Raw genomic sequence first — 20,720 nt, 5'->3', positions numbered from 1 at the left:
GACAGTCATACTAAGGATTTCAACGATGCTCGGCGAAATCGCCCGCTTTCTGCTCAACACCCTGTTCACGCTGTTCGGCGCCGCCCTGCTGCTGCGCGCCTGGATGCAGGCGGTGCGCGTCCCCCCCTACAACCCCGTCACGCAGGCCGTGCTGCAAGCCACCAACTGGATCGTGCTGCCGCTGCGCCGCGTGATCACCGGCACGCGCGGCATCGACTGGGCCAGCGTGGTGGCCGCGTTGCTCACCGCGTTCGTCTACGTGCTGCTGATGATGTCGCTGGCCGGCATCGACGCGCTGTCGATCCTGCCCACGCTCGTGATCGTCGCGCTGCTGACGCTCGTGAAATGGGCGCTGAACCTGGTGCTGTGGATGACGATCTTGATGGCGCTGCTGTCGTGGCTCAATCCGCGCTCGCCGGCCATGGAGATCCTGTTCCCGCTGACCGCGCCGCTGCTCAACCCGCTGCGGCGCGTGCTGCCGAGCCTCGGCGGCATGGATCTCTCGCCGATCCTGTTGTTCGTGATCGTGCAGGTGCTGATCATGATCGTCACGCGCGCGGCGATCTCGATGACGCTGTTTACGCTCTGAACGGCTGACGCCCCGCCGCCCGGGCTCCCCTGGATTTTGCGGCGGCGGCCGGCATCGCCTGCGCGGTGCCGGCGCGCGACGTCGATGTCACGCCGGCAGCAGCAACGCGCGCGCCGTCAGGATACCGAGCAGCGTCAGCGTGAACGAGCCGATCAGATGCACGAACGCCACGATCGCCGCCCAGCCCAGCCGCCCGTCCACCACGTGCTGCATCACCTCGGCCGAATAGGTTGAAAAGGTGGTGAGCCCGCCCATGAATCCCGTGATCACGAACAGCCGCCACTCGGGCGGCAGGCCCGTCTTCGTATTGAACACGACGATCGCGACGCCGATCAGATACCCGCCGATCAGATTCGAGGCGAGCGTGCCGAGCGGAAGCTGCGGCATGACCATGTTCAGCGCGAGACTCAAGCCCCAGCGCAGCAGCGCGCCGAGGCCGGCGCCGATGAAGATCGCGGCGATCGAGAATAGCAAGAGGGCTCCTGGATAGACGGTGAGCGGAGGCTGGCCGGCGCCTCCGGGCGCGAAGGCGGGACCGGCGCGGCATCGGTCGCATTACTTTAGGCGCTGCAAGCCGGGTAAGGCAATGTCCCGGCAACAAACGCGATCGCGGCGGGCCGCGGCACGACAAGTCATTTCTATCGGGTTCGGACACACGGAACTTGCACGACGACAAGTTCGAAACGGCGTCGAGCGCCTATTGTGGATGGGTTGTCGCCGTGCCGCCGCGGCGGCAATCCCTCATGCCGTGTTTCGACCGTCATGTCAGGCGCGTGGCCGCACGCAGCCTGCAGCCGGGCCGGCATGCCCTCCCCTTGTCCATGCCCCCTATGCTCATCCTGATCATTACCGCGCTGCTGCCCGTGTACGTCGGACTTCTGCTGGGCTACTTCGCCGGCCGCCGCAAGCTGGTCGACAACCTCAACGTCAAGAGCCTCAACGTGCTGCTGATGCAGTTCGCGCTGCCGCTCACGCTGTTCATCTCGATCGCGCGCACGCCCCACGACGTGATCGTGCAGAACGGGCGGCTCGCGCTCGTCATCGCGCTCGGGCTGCTGATCGTCTACCTGCCGGTGTTCTTGCATCAGCGCCGCGCCTGCGGGCAGGACCTCGGCACGGCCTCGGTCCAGACGCTGACCACCGCGTTTCCGAATTTCGCGTCGATCGGCCTGCCGCTGCTGATGCCGTTCTGGGGCGCCGAGGCCGGGCTGCCGGTGGCGATCTGCATCGCGGTCGGCTCGGTGACGATCTCGCCGCTGACGCTCGCGTTCCTCGACATGCATACGTCGGCCGAGGGCCAGCCCGATTCGCGCGATTCCGCGCTCGGGAAGTTCCTCGTGGCGCTCCGGCATTCGGTGCAGAAGCCGATCTTCATCGGCCCGCTGCTCGGGTTGATCGTGGCGCTGTCCGGCCTGCGCGTGCCGCCGATCGTCGGCACCGCGCTCGCACCGATGACTGCCGCCACCGCGGGCGTCGGACTCTTTCTGACCGGGCTGATGCTGTCGGCGCAGCCGATCCGCATCAGCGGCAATGTCGTGCTCGGCACGGTGATCAAGAACCTGGTGCAGCCCGCGATCGTCTGGACGCTGGCCACGCTGTTCCGTCTGCCGCCCGTCATCAAGGCCGAAGCCGTGCTGCTGACGGCGATTCCGGCCGGCTTCTTCGGTCTGGTGTTCGGTGCCAGCGCGAACGTGCGGCCGGCGGTGTCGGGGACGACGCTGGTGGTGTCGTCGCTCGTGAGCATCGTCACGCTGTCGGTGGCGATTTATCTGTTTGCGCCGGTCCGGTGAGGGAGGCGAAGTGAAACGCCCCGGATCGGGGCGTTTCCACACGCACGGCGATTGTCCTGGTCATGCCGATTTTTGCTCGAAGACGCCGCGCGGTCGGAAGTAGCTGAACGGTTCGACGTTCGCAATGAAGTCAACCTTGGAGTTGTGAACGTAGTGGGAAAAGAAATTGACGATGCTGTCGGGAGCGTTCGTCAACCAGGCATCGAGCCGCCATTGCTCGGGCTTGAACGTGTAGAAAAACACCCGCTCTTCGGCGGTGCCGCGATTGGTCACGACGATATCGCGATGTGTCTTCAATGCCTCGGCATAGGCTGGCGCCTCGATGTCGATCGTCCCCCACATGGCGTGCTTGATCGAACTGCTGTTGAACGACGTCTGGCCGGCCAGTGGCTGCTTTTTTCGTGAAAGCGTTCCGTTGCTTTCGTAGTACGACTTCATGTGGCACCGCATATCGGCTTCAACCGAGCTTCCCGTCGGATTTGCCGCGCTCATGTAGGCTTGATAGTTCTTCTGTGTTTCGGGCTTGACGGTGAAGCGATCGAAGATAGGAGCGAGGGTGCGCTTGATGTCCGCCATCGACAGCAGGCGCACGCCCGCCTTCAGCGCTTCCTGGTGCATGTCGGTCATCGGAATACGGGCATAGTTCCCGTCCAGGTTCTGCTCGTTTGGCCCATATCCCCCGCCGATGTCGGAATGCACACCGGGGTAGACCTTTTCGGTCCAACCGGACTTGTACTTGCCGCCTTCGCGAATCAAGTCTACCGGAAACGAATAACGAAGCTCGTTGGCGGCGACGTAATGCACGCAACGTTCGACACAGGCGGGAATTCGCAGGTCCCGTTGTTCCAGCGGAAGCGTGATGTTGTGCGCGGGCATCCCGAACGACGCCACCGTGTCGAATATGCCCAGGAACGTGAAACGGACCGGAAAGCCATTCAATGCCAGCGAGCCGTCTGCCTGCTTCCTGCATTGCCCGACCAGCATGTTCACGAACGCACGGGAAAGCGCCGCGCCGCGGGAGAAGCCTATTACCGAGATGTTGATGACCTTGATAAGGCGATGCGCCCCGATTGCCTTGTTCAAATCATTCAGGCTGGCATCCTTGTTCTTATCGACGTATTGCTTGACCTCGCCGCCCATCTTCTTCGCGTTGTTGACCACCGCCTGGCGCAACGCCTGATTCATGCGGTCTTCGCCATCGAGCAGACGACGGTCTCCGCCGGCGCCGAACGCACCGCCGAGGGCATGGTCCTCGAGCCACACATCGGGCTTGTCGACCCAGGACACCTCGCCGTTGAAGGGGGTGCCGACGCCACTGATGTAGAACCGGTAGATCCCTTTCGATGGATCGTTCATCGCGGCATCGAACAACCTCGCGACGTTGCTCCATCGTTGCCCGGCTGCATCCGCGTCGCGGTTGTTCCCGGTACCGTCAAAGAAGAAAGCCAGATGAAGAACGTCGGAGCAATCCTGCTTTGCCGTCGGAGGCGTCTTCGGTACGTCGCGCGTAGCGGCCGATATGATTTGCGTCGTCGACGAGGACTGTGGCTGCGACGACGTCATTTTTTATCCTCCGGTTCCGGCCGCTCGTCGACGTATTCCTTCGATGCTTCGGCAAAAGCCGTTCCATTGGGATACACATGCATGGTGAGGACCTTGGAATTGTCCGGCAATGCCTGCAGAACGGCAGTCGCATGAATTCTCTCGCCCAATCTCGGCATTCCTTCAGAGCCTCCGAGAGAATATTCGATCGTTATCGGGCCGGGCTTGACCTTGATACAACAAACAACCGACCCACCCGCGCCACCAGGGTGATAGCCCATATAAGCCCCCCCCGCATATTGACCATTGACGGCAACGTCATAGATCGCACGTGGCCAGTAGTTGTAGATCGACACATCCAGATTCATGGTTCTCTCCGAGCAGGCCACCAGCGGCAGCAACGACAGCAAGCCAACGAGCAGACGGCAAGCCGCCGCATTGAGTGCAATTCCGGGTCTCGTTTTCATTTCGCCATTCGGTAGTAGATCGTCAATGAGCCGCGTCGATTGTCGGGATATCGCTCGGAAATTTTTTCATGAATTCGTGGAAGCTCATGGCCTTGCTCCTGACCTGCTCCAGCAAAACGGCAACTTCCGGTAGCGTGTCAAATGCATCGCCATAAGCAAGCGCGACGCAGCAAAAATTGACGAGGTCGCCGGTCCCCTCCAGTCCATATTTTCGGGCATTCAGGATCTGCGAGTATACGAATGCGTACTGCTCCGATTCCGGTATCCGTAGCAGCAGGCCCGGTATGTTGAGCCTGATGTAGTACAGGATGCTGTCCGGCACGCTGGCCTCGACCAGCGCATCGACCTGCCGTTGGTCGAGGTTCAGGGGCGGATGGATTTCCAGCCTCGGTATGGCAGCGCCGCCGCTCCAGTCGAGGGATCGAAGATGGCCGGCACGGTCCCAGTACCACCATGCCAGGACAGGGCCGAGAAATGCCTGCCGTTGTCCGGCAGCCAGCACCGGGCCGCGGACAGGCTGCATATCGTCTCCGCGCGCACCGGCCAGGACCGCGAGAATAGCCGGGTCCCAGAAGGCCAGCGCCATGATCGTCCGGTCCGGCAGCACGACATCGACGAATGCACTCAAGTGCCTCGCGAGCATCTCCAGCGGCAGGGCGGAAATCAGCAGCGTCGCGCACGGAACCTTCGACGCATGACGATCCAGCCATGCTCCCGCGCGATGAAAATTCGCCTCGTCGATCTCGATCAGATGCGGGGCGACGGCGATCACGTCAGCCGCGCCGTCAAGCAGACAGACGGCGCGCGCGGAATCGAATTGCAATGCGCCCGGCAAGGTTCCGTCCTGAGCGGGATCCGCCAGGACATAAGCCTGGGCGCTCAGCGCGCGTGCCATTGCGAATACGGTCGAGGCTTCCGTCATTTCACGACCTTTTCCTTGTCGACAAACGCCGCTCGGGTAGCCGCTCTGCGCCGCAGGCATTCAGCGCATGCCGAGCGCGGTGCGCGTACCTGACCGCGCACCGTCTTCCGCACGGGCTCGGCCATGACATGAATCTGCACGCTTGAAGCGGCCTCGGGGGCCACCGTAACGAAAGGCATGTCACACCCCCTTCGTGATCAGCGCGGCTCGGGACGCAGCGCGTTTCAACAGGCACTCGACGCAGATCGACTGCGGCAGGCCTGGAAGCGGATACGGCAAGCTCGCGGGACCGGCGAACGCGTGCTGGGCTCCCTTGACGTCGATCGTTCCCGGAGCGTGAATGTCGGTGTTGCCATCCTTGATCCGGATATAGGCGCCGCCCGAGGTGAGCAGGATCTCCTGCCTGGCGGCGACCTCGATACTCGCGGTGGCCGACAGGATCTTGAGCGCTTTCTGGGCCGTGACTTCGATGTCATCCGAATGCGCCTGGATCTCCACTTTGCCCTTCGCCGCGAACCACTTCATCCCCGCGTTCTGCACGAACAGGCTAAGTTTCTCCGCAACGCTCGCCATCAGCGACTTCCCGCTGACCAGGAACATGCCCTGGCCGCTCACCAGATTCGTTTGTCCATCGCTCGACACATGCAAGGAGTCCTGCGTCGACAATGCGATACCGGACGGGCTCGCCATCAGCATGACCGGTGCCTTGAACGCATTCGCGCTGCCGGTCCCGCCGCCTGCCGTCCGTCCTCCCGCCTGCGAACCCGACACGCTGCCTTGTATCGCCCCGCTGAACGCCTTCAGCGCATCGCTCCCATCCCCCAGGCTTTCCGCCTGGTGAGTCTGGCTTGCCTCCGACATTGCCTCGACCATGCTATCGGCATCGACGATCTGCCGTTGCGCCTCGCGCACGTCCAGCGGCTGGCTGCCGGCCGGCTTCGCGTACGTCGTGACGTAGAGACCGCGGCTGGCGCGCACCGCGCCGTAATCGTCGGTACGCAGGTCGAAGCCGCTGCCCAGATAGCCACCGCGCGTGTTGCCGCTTTGATCGATCAGATACCCAAGATGCAGCAGGCTGTTGGCGCTGCTGCTCATCAACTGGACGCGGCTCTGGCCGGTCGCGTCGTCCATCACCATCTGGTTGTAGCCGCTGCCGCCGTACTCCTTCGAGCGATGTCCCGAAAGAATTCCGTTGCCGTGCCACTGGGGTTTGACCTTGCCGTTGTACACGCGATGCAGCACGATCGGCCGGTCGCAGTCGCCGCCCAGATAGCCGATCAGCACCTCCTCGCCGATGCGTGGCATATGCACGCCGCCATAGCCGCCGCCCGTGTCCGATTGCGCGACACGCACCCAGCACGACGCCCCCGCGCCTCCCTCGTTCTGCCGGTCCCAGACGAACCTCACCTTCACCCGGTTCAGTTCGTCCGTATAGACCTCCTCACCCGACGGACCGACGACGATCGCCGTCTCCAGGTGCATCTCCGGCTTCCCGTGTTCGAACCGGCTGCGATACGGCACCGTGGTGCGCTGCGCTTCCACCTCGGCCAGATAGAAACCCACCGAGCCGTCATCGTGAACCACCGATCCGCACGAATACCCGGCCTTCGCGCGTGTCAACGCAGCCTGCAGGCTGTGCGGAAAACCGGCCTCGTGATCCGATAGCGGCAGGTTGTTCTCGATGTAGCGCCGGACCTTGATCGCCGCGAACTCGCGTTGCCCGGCCGGATCGCGATCATGCTCCGGATGACCGCTCAATTCGAACCGCAGGCCCGCATCGATACCCCGCACGCCACCCGCCGCGAAAAAACGCTTCGCCCGCGACTCCCATTCTTCCAGCCGCATTCTGGAAAGATGGTCCCCACGATCCTGAACGCCGTAGGTGTACGCGCCCGTGTATTCGTAAACCTCCGCCTGCTCCGGCAAATTTCCCTGGCCCGCCATCGTCGGCAGCGAAGTCCCTTTCGGATTGGCAGCCGATGACGGCGCCTTGTAGTCGAACGTGCGCGTCGTATGCACCGCACTCTGCAAGGTCCGCGAGCCCGCCCACTGCGTAAACGCACCCGCTTTGCTGCCGGTGCCGGACCGGGAAAACACGACGGGATTGACCGATATCTCATCGAGCGAATGAACGTCGTCGGTCACGACCAGCGTATGCGACCTGCCGTCCTTGCCTTGCCGCCAGAAGCCGAACAGCCCTTCCTCCTCCATCAGGCGATGCACGAAGTTCCAGTCCGATTCGCTCTGACGGCAATACGAGCGCGGCGGCAAGGGCTTCGACAGCACAAACTGGAATTGCCCGTTCGCTTGCGGATGCGCATTGAAGACGTCCGTGAGGATGGCGTCGGCGCCCTGATCCTGCCAATACCGCATGTCGCGGCGAAATCGAAGGAAATGCATCCACGAGGCGAAGGCCAGCTGATAACTGGTCTGGCTGCCTTCGGCGCCGAGCCGGCGAGCCGTATGGATATAGCCGTTGATCGGCAGACAGGACTTGTCGTCCTGCTGTATCCACAGCGTCATGGGCTGGGCCATCAGCGTCTTCAGCTCGATGTCGTTCGCGGTCGATACCATGTCGAGCGTGACGCCGAAGTCCCGGCCAAGCTCGGAACAGGTGATAGCGCGGCGAGGGACGAGCGCGTTGTCGGGCAGCGATGGCATGTCTGTCTTCAGGAGACGATCCTGCTGAATCAGTCCGCCTCGAAGCGCCTCACTCCAATCGGTCGAATTCATGTGCTGCCCGGTTCTTGTTTATGGCAAGCCCCGCGGGGCTTTCTCTCAGGGGTACGGCCGCCCTTCGCCCAACCCGGCGCGGACAGGCACCGGGAAGCGGTAATAATCCGCGGCCGGCAATTGCACGACAAACCAGGCGTTGAAGCTCGCCGCTATGATATTGCAATCGGCGGCAAGTGAATGCAGGCTGTTGTCGCTTGAGGATTTTCCGAAAGGCTTTAGACGAAACATGCCATGCTTTCTTCCAACCAGCTTCGCGTGCGAAGACTCAGGGTGCAATTCGCCGGTCGCCGGATCATTCTTGCCCGCGGCCGATCTTTCGATCATCAAGGCGGCATACGCGTCTTTCAATAAAAGAAATCCGAATGAAAGAATGAGAAAGCGGCATGCTCCGCTATGGAAAATCAGCGCGGCCGACGACGATTACCTGAAAATCATGAATTGTTGGAAAAATCGCACCAACGCCGTCCGGAATTGACGATTCCTCGTCGGCGCATGATTGCAGTTCGGCTGTATGAAACTGTATGAAAAACGAAGACGGCCTGCGGCAAGGCAAACTCGAAACCGCTTGAACGACGGCTGCACCGCGGACCTGGAAGCCGCATGCCTGCCCGACACGATCCATCGGCACCGGGCTCGTGTCGCTGGCGCCGGCCTGCGGAACCTCGCACTTGCTCTGCCCACCCACCTCACTGTACAATCACGCGCTCTGCGGGCGTCGTATAATGGCCATTACCTCAGCTTCCCAAGCCCCAGCGCGTTAATTAAAACCACTATCCACGCGCGTTCTCACGTCACGATTTCTCCCAGCTCCACGAGAAACCACTGTCCCTGCGGGGCTCACAGCGACGCCAGTTTTCACGCCAGCACCGACATCAGGAAGCTGACGATATAGCTCACGTGGACGCATGAAATTGACCAATTTCACCTGCCCGACATATGCGAGGTAGCAGGCGTCGATCGAACGCCTCCGAACGCTCGTTAGAAAAACAGCGGACCAAAGCTACTTTTGCATTAGTTCACGAGCATTGGGCGTCTTGCATCTCACTCATTCAGAAGTCCACGCACACCTTGGCTCCTCCCCCCGAAGCTCGTCAGTGCGCGTTGGGATGCTCTGTTGCACTTCACCACACGTCACGACGCATCACGAGGTCTCACGAGGTCTCGCGAGGTCTCGCGAGGTCTCGCGAGGTCTCACGAGGTCTCACGACTCTTCACAACAGGAAATATCATAGAGAAGTCCCCAAAATTCCAAAAAACTAATTTTTACCTTATAAATCAATGACTTATATGAAATGAAAACAAGGAAAATCGTGATGAAATCTCTGATCAATCATGGTCAAATCGATCAAGAATTAGACAACTGACGGCGCGCCGCCCTGGAATTCGTTTGCAAACGCCAAAAACCAATGGTAGATTTGCTGCTATCGATCACTCCCGTCTGGTAGATCACATGGCTAGCAGCAAAGAGAAGCTCGCAACACCGCCCGTCATCTCCTACGGGTCATTCGTCGGGTTCTTGAATAAGCTTCGAGACGCAGGCACGGTCCCGGCACGCATCGACAAGACGGTGATGCCGAAAGCCTCCGGATCACAGCAATCGGGAACCATCGCTGCACTCCGCTTTCTTGGCTTTATCGATGACGTCGGCAAACCCAGAGATCACTTCAAGCCGTTTGTCCTCGCCGATGACGATGCTAGGAAATCTACGCTCGGCCCCATCCTGCGTGAGTCATACGCCTTCCTCTTCAACGACGCTGAATTCGACCTGAGCCACGCAAGCGGCGGTCAAATGACCGACAAGTTTCGTGAACTCGGGATTAGCGGAAGTACGCTGACGAAGACCATCGCGTTCTTCATTCCGGCTGCAAAAGAGTGTGGAATCCAGGTATCGCCGCACGTCAAAGCTCCCCCAGCCCCCAAAAGCAACGGCGGCAGCAGGAAATCACCTAAAGCCGTTGAAGAAGAACAACGACCGAGTGACACCAGCGGAAAGTTGCCTCAGGAAGTCGACGATCCAGAGGTCGAACGATTTGAAATCCCTCTTCCCGGGAAGCAGCAAGGTGCAAAGATTATCGTCCCCAAAGGCCTCGACGCAGACGACTGGGTGATGCTGCAAACGATGCTCGCAGCGTATATCAAGCGGTGGAAGGGCTTCACGCCCGAAGGGAAAGAATGAAAAGAAGATGAATCGGCCCCGGTTACATAGCTCGCAGTAGCCCGGCCGAAAAAACAACGCCCCCAACACCTCGATCTCTGGCAGGAGATCGAAACGTTGGGGGCGCCGGCGAGCAAAAGACAGCGCGTTAAGGCGTGCCTCTGTCGCCCACAGTTATCTCGCGGATAACCCTTGTAGTCTACGCGACAAGGGAGCTGGGGGCAAGAATCGCTTTCAACCTCCTTACACGGAGGGTTTATGCTCAACCTCGCTCGCGAGCAAGCAAAGACCGTCTTCGTGCGTAACTACACGCGGATTCGCTTCGGCAATCTGGAACATGTGTGCGCGCACTGGCGGTCGGCGCCCGGTCAGCTGAGTTTCAATTTCGACTGATCAACACCCAAAGTAGCGGGCTCCTCTCCTAAGGGAGTTCGCTACTTTTTGCCTGCCGGGGGAGGAACATCACTTCTTACTCTGCGGTTCGTGCTTGTCCTTAGAACCGCTAACACAAGTCATCCACGAATCTGGAGCAGATGACTGCGGCAGCCAGGACAAGCAGAGCGGCATGAATATCGAGACGCCGTTCGAAGCGAATTCGAAGCTTGCCGAATCCGGCGAACTAGGCATGTGTGCGCTCGACGACCCAACGATGCCGTCCCAGCCGTTCGCTACTTTCGATACCACGCCGGGCGATACGGGCCTTGATGCCCCGCTGTTTCAGATAACGTCGACAACGCGCAAAGTCATACCCTTTGTCAGCATGCAGTTTGGTCGGCCGCTTGCGCGGCTGACCATTCAGGCCAGCCACGGCAGGAATGGCATCCAGCGTGGATCGAATGCCATCGAATCGTGCCGGTTGGCTCCCGTGATCGTGACAGCCAGCGGGATGCCGCGTGCATCTACGACGATGTGTCGTTTCGATCCGAGCTTGCCGCGGTCCGTCGGGTAGGGGCCGGTTTCCTGGCCCCCCGGGGGTTGGAGACGCTGGCTCCATCGAGGCTGGCGCGCTCCCAATCGATCTGGTCATGCTCACGCAGCCGACGCAGCATCGCCAGATGCAGCCGATGCCATACACCGGCCGCTTGCCAGTCTCGCAGACGTCGCCAACACGTCATACCACTGCCGAAACCCAGCTCTTGCGGGAGGTCTTCCCACGGGATGCCGGTTTGCAGCACATACAGGATGCCGTTGAGCGCAGCTCGGTCATCGACTCCCTTGGGCGAGGGAGTGAATTCCGGAATCAAAGGTTCCAGCGCCACCCACAACTCGTTGCTGATTTTGCGTCTTGCCATATCGCAGACGATACGACTTCTGCTGCCTCATGTCTAGGTTGTGTTAGCGGTTCTAAGTGCATTGCACGCCCGCCCGCTCCGACCTCGCGACGCCACCGCGCCAACATCGATCCATGCCAGATTCGATGCCAGCAGCCAGAATCCGACGCTTGCCCTCCCCGGCCAACCCCCTGTACAATCACGCGTTCTGCGGGCGTCGTATAATGGCCATTACCTCAGCTTCCCAAGCTGATGACGTGGGTTCGATTCCCATCGCCCGCTCCACCTCGGCAGTCCATCGAGGTCCCGGATCTCTCCGCAGTCCGTCGTCCCTCCCGCAGTCCCCGCATCCCTTGGTTTCGCAGAATCTGTCGCTGCCGTCTAAGCGATCGCCCCCTCGCGTCCCGCCATCCTCCGAATCCCCTGCGGCGGATGCCCGAGAATCCGGATGAACGCGCGCCGCATCCGCTCCGGGTCGCCGAAGCCGACGCTGGCGGCAATCAGTTCGATCGGCTCCACGCCTTCCTCGACGCGCGGCCGCGCCACCTCCACCCGCAAGCGCTCGACGGCCTTCGCCGGCGTTTCCCCCGTCTCCGCGAGAAACAGGCGCCCGAACTGCCTCGGGCTCAGGCACGCCACCGACGCGAGCAATTCGGTGGGCAGCGCCTCGTCCAGATGCTCGCGCATGTAGGTCAGCACCTCGCGCATCCGGTCCGACGACGGCGCCATGTCCGCCATCGCCGAAAACTGCGACTGGCCGCCCGGCCGCCGGTGATAGACCACCAGCATGCGCGCCACGGCGTGCGAGACCGTGCTTCCCAGATCGGCCTCGATCAGTGCCAGCGCCAGGTCGATCCCGGCCGTGATGCCGGCGGAGGTCCAGATGCCGCCGTCGTGCGTGAAGATCCGGTCGGGCTCGACCCTGACCTGTGGAAACTGCCGCTGCAGCGCCGCCGCGTGCTTCCAGTGCGTGGTGGCGCGCCGCCCGTCCAGCAGGCCGGCGGCGGCGAGGATGAACGCGCCGGTGCAGACGCTCGCGATGCGGCGCGTCCCCTTGCGCGCGGCGCGCGTCAGCTGCGCCGACATCAGCGGCAGGGTGGCGGGATGGCCGGACACGTCCCCGCCCACCACGACGAGCGTGTCATACGGCGCCGCCCGGATCCTGCGCGTCGCCACCTCGAGCCCCGATGAACTGACGATGCCGCCGCCATCGAGCGACACCACGTGGCAACGATAGGCGCCGGCGCCGCCGGACTTGCCCGCGACGTCGAAGGCGGCCAGCGGCCCGCTCAGATCGAGGATCTGGAAGCCCTTGAAAACCAGAAAGGCGATGTCCCGGCTGGCGGCGCCCGGGCGCGTGACGGCGTTGCGCATATTGCTCCATGAAGGCTCGCCGCCGACCGGTTACCAGCGATTGCTATCGCTCGGACCGCCGGCGCGACACGCCATGATGGCGCGGAAATCGCCCGTCGTGAAGCATCGTTTCCCTCGAAATTCGCCAATCCATACCAATGGCGAAAAACGAGGGAAGTTCGTCCTTTCGCCATTCCCGCGCGATGGCGACAATGCGCTGCCCGACGATCTCTGGAGCAGCAAGCAATGGCATTCCGCGATTCGCCCCGCCACGCCCGGCCCCGGTGGTGCGCACCATGACGACCCGACCCGAACCCGCACCACCCGCGCAGGCGGTGTCCGCACGCCGTTCCAACGCATTCGTGCTGGCCGTCGCGCAGGGGCTCTTCACCGCGGCGATCGCCATCGATCTCACGCTGACGGGCCTGACCGGCTACCAGCTCGCGCCGGACAAGTCGCTGGCCACGCTGCCGTTCGCGACGATCACCGTGTCGGGCGCCATCGCGACGCTGTTCGCCTCGCTGCTGATGCAGCGCATCGGGCGCCGCCGCGGCTTCGTGATCGGCGCCGTGACCTGCGCGCTGGGCGGCGCGATTTCGGTCTGGGCGGTGTGGCACGCGGCGTTCTGGCTGTTCTGCCTCGGCACGGCGGCGGTCGGCGTGTTCCAGGCGTTCGCCCAGTACTACCGGCTCGCCGCCGCGGATTCGGTGGAAGGCGACGACAAGGCGCGCGCGATCTCGCTGGTGCTGGCGGGCGGCGTGATCGCCGCGATTCTCGGGCCGATGCTGGCGGCCTGGAGCAAGACGCTGCTGCCGGCGCTGTTCGCGGGCTCCTACCTGATGGTGGCCATCCTCGGCATGGCGTCGGCGCTGTTGCTGGCCGCCGGCTATCGCGACACGCCGCCGGACGGCGCCACGCTCGATGCCGACGCGCCGGCGCGCCGCCTGCGAACCGTGTTCCGCCAGCCGATTTCACTCGCGGCGCTGGCCAACAACGTGATCGGCGGGATGGTGATGATGTTCGTGATGACGGCCGCGCCGCTCGCAGCGGTGGCCTGCCATCATTCGATCGACGACGGCGCCAGCATCATCCAGTGGCATCTGGTCGGCATGTACGGCCCGTCGTTCTTCGCGGGCCGCCTGATCAAGCGCTTCGGCATGCCGGCGGTGCTGTTCGCGGGCATGGCCCTGAGCGCGGCGGCGGCCGTGATCGCCTCGCTCTCGGCCGCGCTGCCGGCGTTCTACGTCGCGCTGCTGAGCCTCGGGATCGGCTGGAACTTCATGTACGTGGGCGGCACCACGCTGCTGGCCTCGTCGCACACGCCGTCCGAGCGCGCCCGCGTGCAGGGCACGGCCGAGCTGGTCCGCTATCTGTTCACGGCGCTCGCCACGCTCGGCGCGGGGCCGGTGCTCGAACGCTTCGGCTGGGTCGACCTGAATCTCGTCACGTTCCCGCTGCTGGCGATCGCCGCCGCGATGACGCTGGCCTGGGTGCGCACGCAGCGCGGCACGCGCGCGGCGGCGGCGGCGGCAAAATCGGCCTGAGAGCGGCGCGCCGCGGCGGCGGTAACAGCGGCCGCCCAATCTGGACAAGCGCTCCCGTCCGTGCTACCTTACATGCCCTTTTTCGGCCTGCCCTTGTGGCCCGAAACTCGCGCGAAGCCGCCTCACCGAAGGCGGCTTTTTCATACCGAGCCGCCATCGAACGGTAGCGGGCCGCCGTCCGGCCCGCGAACGCGGCACCGGCGCGCGATTCGCCCACACTGACCACCATGATTCACGATTCCGACCCAACCGGCCTGCCGCCGTCCGGCGCCGCCGACGATGCCCGCGAGCCCGACCACGACGCCGCCGGTGCGCCGTCCGACGACACGAACCCGCTCCACCTGCGCCGCATCCGCAGCTTCGTGACGCGCGCCGGGCGCGTGTCCACGGGGCAGCGCCGCGCGCTCGACGAATTCGGCCCGCGCTACGTGGTGCCCTACGCGCCCGAGCCGCTGGACTGGGCGACGGTGTTCGGCCGCGAGGCGCCGCGCATCCTCGAGATCGGTTTCGGCATGGGCGCCTCGACGGCCGAGATCGCCGCGCATCGCCGCGACGACGATTTCCTCGGCGTGGAAGTCCACGAGCCGGGCGTGGGCGCGCTGCTGAAGCTGATCGGCGAGCAGGACCTGAGCAACATCCGCATCATCCAGCACGACGCGGTCGAGGTGCTCGAGAACATGCTCGCGCCGGACAGCCTCGACGGCGTCCACATCTTCTTCCCCGATCCGTGGCACAAGGCGCGCCATCACAAGCGCCGCCTGATCCAGCCGCCGTTCGTGGCCCAGCTCGTGTCGCGGCTCAAGCCCGGCGCCTACCTTCACTGCGCGACCGACTGGCAGAATTACGCCGAGCAGATGCTCGACGTGCTCGGCGCCGAGCCGCAGCTCGAAAACACCGCCGACGGCTACGCGCCGCGCCCCGACTATCGCCCCGTCACGAAGTTCGAGCGGCGCGGCCTGCGGCTCGGGCACGGCGTCTGGGATCTGGTGTTCCGCAAGCGCGCGGGTTGAGCCCAAAGGCCCGAAGGCCTGAACGCAAAAGCGGCAACGCATCGATCGCGATGCGTTGCCGCTTTTTCATGGCGCCGGCCCCATCGGCCGCCGCGGCTCAGCTCCAGTTCAGCCAGCCGCTGTAGCCCACCAGCAGCACGACGAGCCCGAATACGATCCGGTACCACGCGAACACGGTGAAATCGTGCGAGGCCACGTAGCGCAGCAGCCAGCGCACGCAGGCGAACGCGCTCACGAACGCGGCCACCAGCCCGATCGCGAACAGCCCGATCGAATCGGCCGAGAACGCATGCCAGTCCTTCACGGTTTCGTAGAGCGTCGCGCCGAAGATGATCGGGATCGCGAGGAAGAACGAGAATTCGGTGGCCACGCGCCGGTCGAGCCCGGCCAGCATGCCACCGATGATGGTGGCACCGGAGCGCGACACGCCGGGAATCAGCGCGCAGCATTGCGCGAGGCCGACCTTCAACGCGTCGAGCGGGGTCAGCGCGTCGATCGACATCACGCGCGCCGGCTCGCGGCGCTCGCGCTGGCGCGCCTCGGCCCACAGGATCACGGCGCCGCCCGCGACCAGCGCGAACGCAACCGGCACCGGCGAGAACAGCACGCGCTTGATGGCCTTCTCCAGCAGCAGCGCGAGCACGATCGCGGGCAGCGTGGCGATCACTACGTTGAGCGCGAAGCGCCGCGCCTCGGGCCGCGACGGCAGCCCCGCCACCACGGTGCCGATGCGGCGCCGGTATTCCCAGCAGACGGCCAGGATCGCGCCGAACTGGATCACCACGTCGAAAGTCTTCGCCTGGTCGGCGTTGAAGTCGAGAAAGCTGCCGGCGACGATCAGGTGGCCGGTGCTCGAGACGGGCAGAAATTCGGTCAAGCCCTCGACCACGCCGAGTATCAGCGCCTTGCAGATCAGTATCCAGTCCATCGGTGGCCCGTTCGTCAGAGTTGCGGAAAACGGGGCCGCCATCCGGTACTGTGATCCGGCATGCGGCCCGCCCGGCCGCACGCCCGAATTCGTCACTTCTCGACGATTTCGACGCGTATGCCGTTTGTAAGGATCGTAATTGTACCGGGTTCGTAGCTCACGCCGGCGAATTGCAGCTGCTCCGGCTTGAACGTGTAGATCGGATAGTTGGTCAGCAGCTGCGTGGCGAGCAGCCCGGCGGCCTGGCCGACCTGCGCGGTGTAGGCCTGGGCGTCGCCGTCGAGGTTGACGCTGTCGACGGCCGGCGCGCGCAGCACCACCGACAGGCTCGCCGGATCGTAAGCCAGCTGTGCGGAAACGGTAAACGTGCCGCTCACGGGCTCGCGCAGGAACGGACTCGCGAAGCGCGCGTCGAGCTGCACGGCGATCCGGTTCTGCTCGGGCAGCATGCCCACGGCCGGATTCGCGAGCGCGACCTCGAACACCTGCGAGACGGTGTGCTGGTACGGGAATTTGCGCGCCACGGCCCGCTGCACGTCCGATTTCGAGAACGTGTAGTGGTTCGGGATGAACGGGAAAGTCGGCGTCGCGCCGCAGGCGGCCAGCGACACCGACACGCCGAGGGCCGCGAGCGCGGCAAGCGCGAGGCGGCGCCGGCCGCGCGTCCGGGAAAACGTCATGCGGATTCTCCTGCTGCTGGCGAGCCGGGGCGCGTCGCGGCCTCGAGCCGGGTCAGCCACGCGAGCGCCTCGCCGCGCGAGCCGCCGCACATCTCGTCGTCGGGCTGCAGGCCCGAGCAGCAGGCGGGCCGCTCGGGCTGCCCGAAGATCGCGCAGCGCAGATCGTCGCCGAGCTGCGCGCAGCGCTGGCCCGCGGGCTTGCCCGCCGGCATGCCGGGGATCGGGCTCGAGATCGACGGCGCGATGCAGCAGGCGCCGCAGCCTTCGCGGCAGGCATGCGCGGCGGCGGCGCGCGCGGGCGCCGCGGGATCGGGATTGACTGACGGGTTCACGTCACGGGTTCGCGTCACTGGCTGAGACTGGGTCAAACGGGCAGCGGGATCATCACCCCGCCGCGCGAACCCGCATTGTGCCATCTCAAACTTCCACGAGATCGGACGACCTCGATCGCGCGTCGCGCCACTAGACTGAACCGCGTCGCCCGTCGCCTGTCGATTCCAATCATGACGTCCTGCTCCCCATCCTCATTGTTCCGGCCCGATCTGCTCGCGAAATACGCGGTCAACGGCCCGCGCTACACGTCGTATCCGACCGCGCTGCAGTTCGACGAGGCGTTCGATCCCGACCACTACGCGCGCGCGGCGGCCGATCCCGGCGCGGCGTCCAGCGAGCTGTCGCTGTACGTCCACATCCCGTTCTGCGCGACGGCCTGCTTCTACTGCGGCTGCAACCGGATCGCGACCAACAACCGCGCGCATGCGGTGCCATACCTCGAACGGCTCAAGCGCGAGCTGGCGCTGCAGGCCGGGCGCTTCGACCCGGACCGCGTGATCACGCAGCTGCACTGGGGCGGCGGCACGCCGACCTTCCTGTCCGATGCGCAGACGGCCGAGCTGATGGCCGCCACGCGCGCCTGCTTTCCGATCGCGCCCGACGACGAGGCCGAGATCTCGATCGAGATCGACCCGCGCACGGCCGTGCCGGCCACGCTCGCGCATCTGCGCATGCAGGGCTTCAACCGCCTGAGCCTCGGCGTGCAGGACGTCGATGCCGAGGTGCAGCGCTCGATCAACCGGGTCCAGCCGATCGAGCGCACCGCCAGCCTGATTTCGGCGGCGCGGCTGGTCGGCTATCGCTCGATCAGCGTCGACCTGATCTACGGGCTGCCGAAGCAGAGCGTGGCCACCTTCGCGCGCACGCTCGACACCGTGATCGAACTCGCGCCGGACCGGATTTCCGTGTTCGGCTACGCCCACCTGCCGACGCTGTTCAAGATGCAGCGCCGCATCGACGACGCGCAGCTGCCGCCGCCGGCCGAGCGCGTCGCGCTGCTCGGCCTCGCCATCGAGATGCTGACGCAGGCCGGCTACGTCTACATCGGCATGGATCATTTCGCGCGGCCCGGCGACGAGCTGGTCGCCGCGCAGCGCAACGGCACGCTGCAGCGCAACTTCCAGGGCTACAGCACGCGCGCGGACACCGACCTGATCGGCGTGGGCGTGTCGTCGATCGGCAAGGTCGGCGACGTCTACGCCCAGAACGCGAAGGACCTGGCCGGCTGGAGCGCGGCGCTCGACGCGGGCCGGCTGCCGATCGTGCGCGGCGTGCGGCTGTCGGTGGACGACCGGCTGCGCCGCGACGTGATCATGCGGCTCATGTGTAACCTGACGCTGCCGTTCGCCGAACTGGAGGCTGCCTACGGGATCCGCTTCGCCGAACGCTTCGCGCCCGAACTCGCCGCGCTCGGCGAATTCGAACGCGACGGGCTGCTCACGATCGAACGCGATCGCCTGACGATCCATCCGGCCGGGCGCCTGTTCGTGCGCAACATCGCGATGACGTTCGACGCCTATCTGTCGAACGCCAGCGCCGGGCGCTGCTCGCGCACGGTCTGAGACCGGCGCGGCGCCCGACGGGTACGCGCTCGGGCAGGCCCGGGCACGCGGGCGGGCGCCGCGGCCCGCCATCTGCGCTACAGTGATGGTTTCCCTGCCGCTCTCCGCTCCACCACGATGCGCACGACCAAAGCGACCCTCGCGGTCGAACGCCTGAAGACCCGCACCGGCAACACGCGCTATGCCGCCGTCAGCGTGCCGGGCGACCTGTTCTACCTGACCGACCGCTCGAGCGGCACCGCCGAGAAGCTCTGCGCGCCGCTGCCGCCCGATGAGTTCGTCGCGTTCGTCAACGCCATCGCGCCGCCGGCGCCGCGCAAGGCAAGCAAACTCGACGTGGCGTTCGAGGAAAAGATCCGCAACGCCAAACGCTGACGCCCCGCAGCGCGGCCGCCCTGTTCCGGCGCTGAAATCGGCCGTCGTTTGGTACAATCGCCGCGTTAATCTCCCCGCTGACGGCCGCCCTGCGGCATGACCACCATGAACATCGAAAATGCGCGCTTCAACATGATCGAACAGCAGATCCGGCCGTGGGACGTGCTGGATCAGGAGGTCCTGAGCCTGCTGTCGGTCGTCAAGCGCGAACACTACGTGCCCGCCGTGTACCGCGATCTCGCGTTCGCCGATCTCGAACTGCCGCTGCCCGGCGGCCAGAAGATGCTGGCGCCGCGCGTCGAGGCGCGCATGCTGCAGGAACTCGCGGTGAAGAAGCACGAGAGCATCCTCGAAATCGGCGCCGGCTCCGGCTACATGGCCGCACTGCTCGCCCACCGCGGCCAGCACGTGGTGACGGTCGACATCGATCCCGATCTCGTGCAGTTCGCGGCCGACAACCTGCGTAACAACGGCGTGACGAACGCCGAGGTGGTGCTCGGCGACGCCGCGCGCGGCCTGCCCGAGAAAGGCCCCTACGACGTGATCTGCGTGTCGGGCGGCCTGCCGGTGGTGCCGCAGGAACTGCTCGAGCAGCTGAAGGTGGGCGGCCGGCTCGCGGCCTTCGTCGGCTCGCGGCCGGTCATGAAGGCGCAGATCATCACGCGCATCGACGACAAGCAGTTCCGCGTCGCCGACGTGTTCGAAACCTACATCGACCACCTCGTCAACGCGATGGAGCCGTCGCGCTTCCGTTTCTGATTCCCGCCTACCGCTCACGCCCATGCCGATGCAGATCCTGACCGCCCCCGCGCTGGCCGCCTGGCTCGCCGATTCGTCGCGCCCCGCGCCCGTCGTGCTCGACGTGCGCGAACCGTGGGAGGTCGCGACCGCGAGCCTCGCCGGCAGCGTGTCGATCCCGATGCAGCAGATCCCCGCGCGCAGCGAGGAACTCGACGACGAAGCCGAGATCGTCTGCGTCTGCCATCACGGCATGCGCAGCGCGCAGGTCGCGATGTTCCTCGAATCGCGCGGCTTCACGAAGCTCTACAACCTGCAGGGCGGCATCGACGCGTGGTCGCGCGACGTCGACCCGTCCGTGCCGCGCTACTGATCCCGCGCCGTTGCGCCGCGCCGCGGCGCCTCGCACGGTAGTCGATCCCGCGACGCCGCGGCCCTGACCGGCCGCGGCGTCGGCGTTTTCGGGCCACGCCTTTCAGGCTGGGCCGCACTTTCCCGCCTCGCCGTCATGTCGAGCGCCCCGCGCCGCGTTCGCGTGCAGTGTTTCCGGGCGCCATGCCGGCCGCCCGCCTCCGCCGTCCCGCTCTCCCCGCCGTCCCACCGCCCGCTCGACGACGCATCTCGGTGCGCGCCATGCCACGCGGACGTGCGCGCCGCGCGGGCCGTACCGCGCCGCATGACCCCGCATCGTGCATCGCGCCTCGATGCACCAGGTTCGCCCGCGC

At 64.8% G+C, this 20,720-nt stretch carries 20 protein-coding genes, 1 tRNA gene and 1 pseudogene; 11 read left to right on the top strand and 11 right to left on the bottom strand.

Annotated elements, in window-relative coordinates; all coding sequences use genetic code 11:
- Positions 1–25 precede the first annotated feature (25 nt).
- The gene (locus BpN12_RS18605; protein WP_198250096.1) at positions 26–589 is read left to right on the top strand and encodes a YggT family protein; all 564 of its coding nucleotides are present in this window, start codon (positions 26–28) and stop codon (positions 587–589) included.
- A gap of 87 nt (positions 590–676) precedes the next feature.
- Here the strand turns inward: BpN12_RS18605 and crcB are convergent, their stop codons facing one another.
- Positions 677–1,063, bottom strand: coding sequence for a fluoride efflux transporter CrcB (gene crcB / locus BpN12_RS18600; RefSeq protein ID WP_246796973.1), 387 nt, complete (start codon positions 1,061–1,063; stop codon positions 677–679).
- 356 nt (positions 1,064–1,419) lie between these two features.
- Here crcB and BpN12_RS18595 point away from each other — a divergent pair, with 356 nt between their 5' ends.
- The gene (locus BpN12_RS18595) at positions 1,420–2,379 is read left to right on the top strand and encodes an AEC family transporter (protein WP_246796972.1); all 960 of its coding nucleotides are present in this window, start codon (positions 1,420–1,422) and stop codon (positions 2,377–2,379) included.
- 60 nt (positions 2,380–2,439) lie between these two features.
- On the opposite strand, the gene BpN12_RS18590 is transcribed toward BpN12_RS18595, so the two are convergent.
- From BpN12_RS18590 to BpN12_RS18570, 5 genes are all read right to left on the bottom strand, one after another.
- Entirely contained in the window at positions 2,440–3,942 is a 1,503-nt protein-coding gene (locus BpN12_RS18590; RefSeq protein ID WP_246796971.1) for a T6SS phospholipase effector Tle1-like catalytic domain-containing protein, read from the bottom strand.
- Positions 3,939–4,388 carry a DUF3304 domain-containing protein gene (locus BpN12_RS18585; RefSeq protein ID WP_246796970.1) on the bottom strand — a complete coding sequence of 150 codons (450 nt, stop codon included), beginning with the start codon at positions 4,386–4,388 and terminating at the stop codon, positions 3,939–3,941. Before BpN12_RS18585 ends, BpN12_RS18590 begins: the two co-directional genes overlap by 4 nt.
- A gap of 22 nt (positions 4,389–4,410) precedes the next feature.
- Positions 4,411–5,310: a DUF4123 domain-containing protein gene (locus BpN12_RS18580; protein ID WP_246796969.1), complete on the bottom strand. Its 900-nt coding sequence runs from the start codon at positions 5,308–5,310 to the stop codon at positions 4,411–4,413.
- A gap of 180 nt (positions 5,311–5,490) precedes the next feature.
- Positions 5,491–8,043 carry a type VI secretion system Vgr family protein gene (locus BpN12_RS18575; protein ID WP_246796968.1) on the bottom strand — a complete coding sequence of 851 codons (2,553 nt, stop codon included), beginning with the start codon at positions 8,041–8,043 and terminating at the stop codon, positions 5,491–5,493.
- Between the two features lie 45 nt (positions 8,044–8,088).
- Complete coding sequence (locus BpN12_RS18570; protein WP_246796967.1) at positions 8,089–8,394, bottom strand: hypothetical protein; 306 nt, start codon at positions 8,392–8,394, stop codon at positions 8,089–8,091.
- 1,102 nt (positions 8,395–9,496) lie between these two features.
- Between BpN12_RS18570 and BpN12_RS18565 the strand changes: the two genes are divergently transcribed.
- Both BpN12_RS18565 and BpN12_RS33320 read left to right on the top strand, forming a co-directional pair.
- Positions 9,497–10,222, top strand: a complete 726-nt coding sequence (locus BpN12_RS18565) for a DUF5343 domain-containing protein (protein WP_246796966.1) — start codon at positions 9,497–9,499, stop codon at positions 10,220–10,222.
- 237 nt (positions 10,223–10,459) lie between these two features.
- Complete coding sequence (locus tag BpN12_RS33320; protein ID WP_280529155.1) at positions 10,460–10,594, top strand: hypothetical protein; 135 nt, start codon at positions 10,460–10,462, stop codon at positions 10,592–10,594.
- A 109-nt stretch (positions 10,595–10,703) separates the two neighbouring features.
- Here BpN12_RS33320 and BpN12_RS18560 read toward each other — a convergent pair.
- A pseudogene (locus BpN12_RS18560) lies at positions 10,704–11,493 on the bottom strand (IS5 family transposase).
- 189 nt (positions 11,494–11,682) lie between these two features.
- On the opposite strand from BpN12_RS18560, the gene BpN12_RS18555 reads away from it, so the two are divergent.
- A tRNA-Gly gene (locus BpN12_RS18555) sits at positions 11,683–11,757 on the top strand.
- 96 nt (positions 11,758–11,853) lie between these two features.
- Here the strand turns inward: BpN12_RS18555 and BpN12_RS18550 are convergent.
- A complete protein-coding gene (locus tag BpN12_RS18550) occupies positions 11,854–12,846 on the bottom strand; it encodes a GlxA family transcriptional regulator (RefSeq protein WP_246796965.1) in 993 nt (330 codons plus the stop codon).
- A gap of 275 nt (positions 12,847–13,121) precedes the next feature.
- Between BpN12_RS18550 and BpN12_RS18545 the strand changes: the two genes are divergently transcribed.
- Together BpN12_RS18545 and trmB are read left to right on the top strand one after the other, a co-directional pair.
- The gene (locus BpN12_RS18545; RefSeq protein ID WP_246796964.1) at positions 13,122–14,369 is read left to right on the top strand and encodes an MFS transporter; all 1,248 of its coding nucleotides are present in this window, start codon (positions 13,122–13,124) and stop codon (positions 14,367–14,369) included.
- A gap of 227 nt (positions 14,370–14,596) precedes the next feature.
- The gene (trmB, locus tag BpN12_RS18540) at positions 14,597–15,379 is read left to right on the top strand and encodes a tRNA (guanosine(46)-N7)-methyltransferase TrmB (RefSeq protein ID WP_246796963.1); all 783 of its coding nucleotides are present in this window, start codon (positions 14,597–14,599) and stop codon (positions 15,377–15,379) included.
- 97 nt (positions 15,380–15,476) lie between these two features.
- Here the strand turns inward: trmB and BpN12_RS18535 are convergent, their stop codons facing one another.
- The 3 genes from BpN12_RS18535 to BpN12_RS18525 all read right to left on the bottom strand — a co-directional run bounded on the left by BpN12_RS18535 (position 15,477) and on the right by BpN12_RS18525 (position 17,319).
- On the bottom strand, positions 15,477–16,307 hold the full coding sequence (locus BpN12_RS18535; protein WP_246796962.1) for an undecaprenyl-diphosphate phosphatase: 831 nt from the start codon (positions 16,305–16,307) through the stop codon (positions 15,477–15,479).
- Positions 16,308–16,399: 92 nt separating this feature from the next.
- The gene (locus BpN12_RS18530; RefSeq protein WP_055138124.1) at positions 16,400–16,987 is read right to left on the bottom strand and encodes a DUF1439 domain-containing protein; all 588 of its coding nucleotides are present in this window, start codon (positions 16,985–16,987) and stop codon (positions 16,400–16,402) included.
- The gene (locus tag BpN12_RS18525) at positions 16,984–17,319 is read right to left on the bottom strand and encodes a YkgJ family cysteine cluster protein (protein ID WP_246796961.1); all 336 of its coding nucleotides are present in this window, start codon (positions 17,317–17,319) and stop codon (positions 16,984–16,986) included. The genes BpN12_RS18530 and BpN12_RS18525 overlap by 4 nt, the downstream gene beginning before the upstream one ends.
- Positions 17,320–17,490: 171 nt before the next feature.
- On the opposite strand from BpN12_RS18525, the gene hemN reads away from it, so the two are divergent.
- The 4 genes from hemN (at position 17,491) to BpN12_RS18505 (ending at position 20,368) form a co-directional block, all read left to right on the top strand.
- Positions 17,491–18,882 carry an oxygen-independent coproporphyrinogen III oxidase gene (gene hemN, locus BpN12_RS18520; RefSeq protein WP_246796960.1) on the top strand — a complete coding sequence of 464 codons (1,392 nt, stop codon included), beginning with the start codon at positions 17,491–17,493 and terminating at the stop codon, positions 18,880–18,882.
- A gap of 117 nt (positions 18,883–18,999) precedes the next feature.
- Positions 19,000–19,257, top strand: a complete 258-nt coding sequence (locus BpN12_RS18515; RefSeq protein WP_070108351.1) for a hypothetical protein — start codon at positions 19,000–19,002, stop codon at positions 19,255–19,257.
- 105 nt (positions 19,258–19,362) lie between these two features.
- Positions 19,363–20,016, top strand: coding sequence for a protein-L-isoaspartate O-methyltransferase family protein (locus tag BpN12_RS18510; RefSeq protein ID WP_246796959.1), 654 nt, complete (start codon positions 19,363–19,365; stop codon positions 20,014–20,016).
- 28 nt (positions 20,017–20,044) lie between these two features.
- A complete protein-coding gene (locus BpN12_RS18505; protein ID WP_042626413.1) occupies positions 20,045–20,368 on the top strand; it encodes a rhodanese-like domain-containing protein in 324 nt (107 codons plus the stop codon).
- Positions 20,369–20,720: the final 352 nt, after the last annotated feature.

The organism is Burkholderia perseverans, from assembly GCF_022870505.1.
Classification (GTDB): domain Bacteria; phylum Pseudomonadota; class Gammaproteobacteria; order Burkholderiales; family Burkholderiaceae; genus Burkholderia; species Burkholderia plantarii.
Note: the sequence above shows the minus strand (reverse complement) of the source record. Positions and strands in the feature narration are given on the sequence as shown.

Excerpts from the sequence above, each read along its gene's own strand:
- BpN12_RS18605 (WP_198250096.1), top strand. The coding sequence starts at position 26 with ATGCTCGGCGAAATCGCCCGCTTTCTGCTCAACACCCTGTTCACGCTG.
- BpN12_RS18595 (WP_246796972.1), top strand. The coding sequence starts at position 1,420 with ATGCTCATCCTGATCATTACCGCGCTGCTGCCCGTGTACGTCGGACTT.
- BpN12_RS18590 (WP_246796971.1), bottom strand. The coding sequence starts at position 3,942 with ATGACGTCGTCGCAGCCACAGTCCTCGTCGACGACGCAAATCATATCG.
- BpN12_RS18585 (WP_246796970.1), bottom strand. The coding sequence starts at position 4,388 with ATGAAAACGAGACCCGGAATTGCACTCAATGCGGCGGCTTGCCGTCTG.
- BpN12_RS18580 (WP_246796969.1), bottom strand. The coding sequence starts at position 5,310 with ATGACGGAAGCCTCGACCGTATTCGCAATGGCACGCGCGCTGAGCGCC.
- BpN12_RS18575 (WP_246796968.1), bottom strand. The coding sequence starts at position 8,043 with ATGAATTCGACCGATTGGAGTGAGGCGCTTCGAGGCGGACTGATTCAG.
- BpN12_RS18565 (WP_246796966.1), top strand. The coding sequence starts at position 9,497 with ATGGCTAGCAGCAAAGAGAAGCTCGCAACACCGCCCGTCATCTCCTAC.
- BpN12_RS33320 (WP_280529155.1), top strand. The coding sequence starts at position 10,460 with ATGCTCAACCTCGCTCGCGAGCAAGCAAAGACCGTCTTCGTGCGTAAC.
- BpN12_RS18550 (WP_246796965.1), bottom strand. The coding sequence starts at position 12,846 with ATGCGCAACGCCGTCACGCGCCCGGGCGCCGCCAGCCGGGACATCGCC.
- BpN12_RS18545 (WP_246796964.1), top strand. The coding sequence starts at position 13,122 with ATGACGACCCGACCCGAACCCGCACCACCCGCGCAGGCGGTGTCCGCA.
- trmB (WP_246796963.1), top strand. The coding sequence starts at position 14,597 with ATGATTCACGATTCCGACCCAACCGGCCTGCCGCCGTCCGGCGCCGCC.
- BpN12_RS18535 (WP_246796962.1), bottom strand. The coding sequence starts at position 16,307 with ATGGACTGGATACTGATCTGCAAGGCGCTGATACTCGGCGTGGTCGAG.
- BpN12_RS18530 (WP_055138124.1), bottom strand. The coding sequence starts at position 16,987 with ATGACGTTTTCCCGGACGCGCGGCCGGCGCCGCCTCGCGCTTGCCGCG.
- hemN (WP_246796960.1), top strand. The coding sequence starts at position 17,491 with ATGACGTCCTGCTCCCCATCCTCATTGTTCCGGCCCGATCTGCTCGCG.
- BpN12_RS18515 (WP_070108351.1), top strand. The coding sequence starts at position 19,000 with ATGCGCACGACCAAAGCGACCCTCGCGGTCGAACGCCTGAAGACCCGC.
- BpN12_RS18510 (WP_246796959.1), top strand. The coding sequence starts at position 19,363 with ATGAACATCGAAAATGCGCGCTTCAACATGATCGAACAGCAGATCCGG.
- BpN12_RS18505 (WP_042626413.1), top strand. The coding sequence starts at position 20,045 with ATGCAGATCCTGACCGCCCCCGCGCTGGCCGCCTGGCTCGCCGATTCG.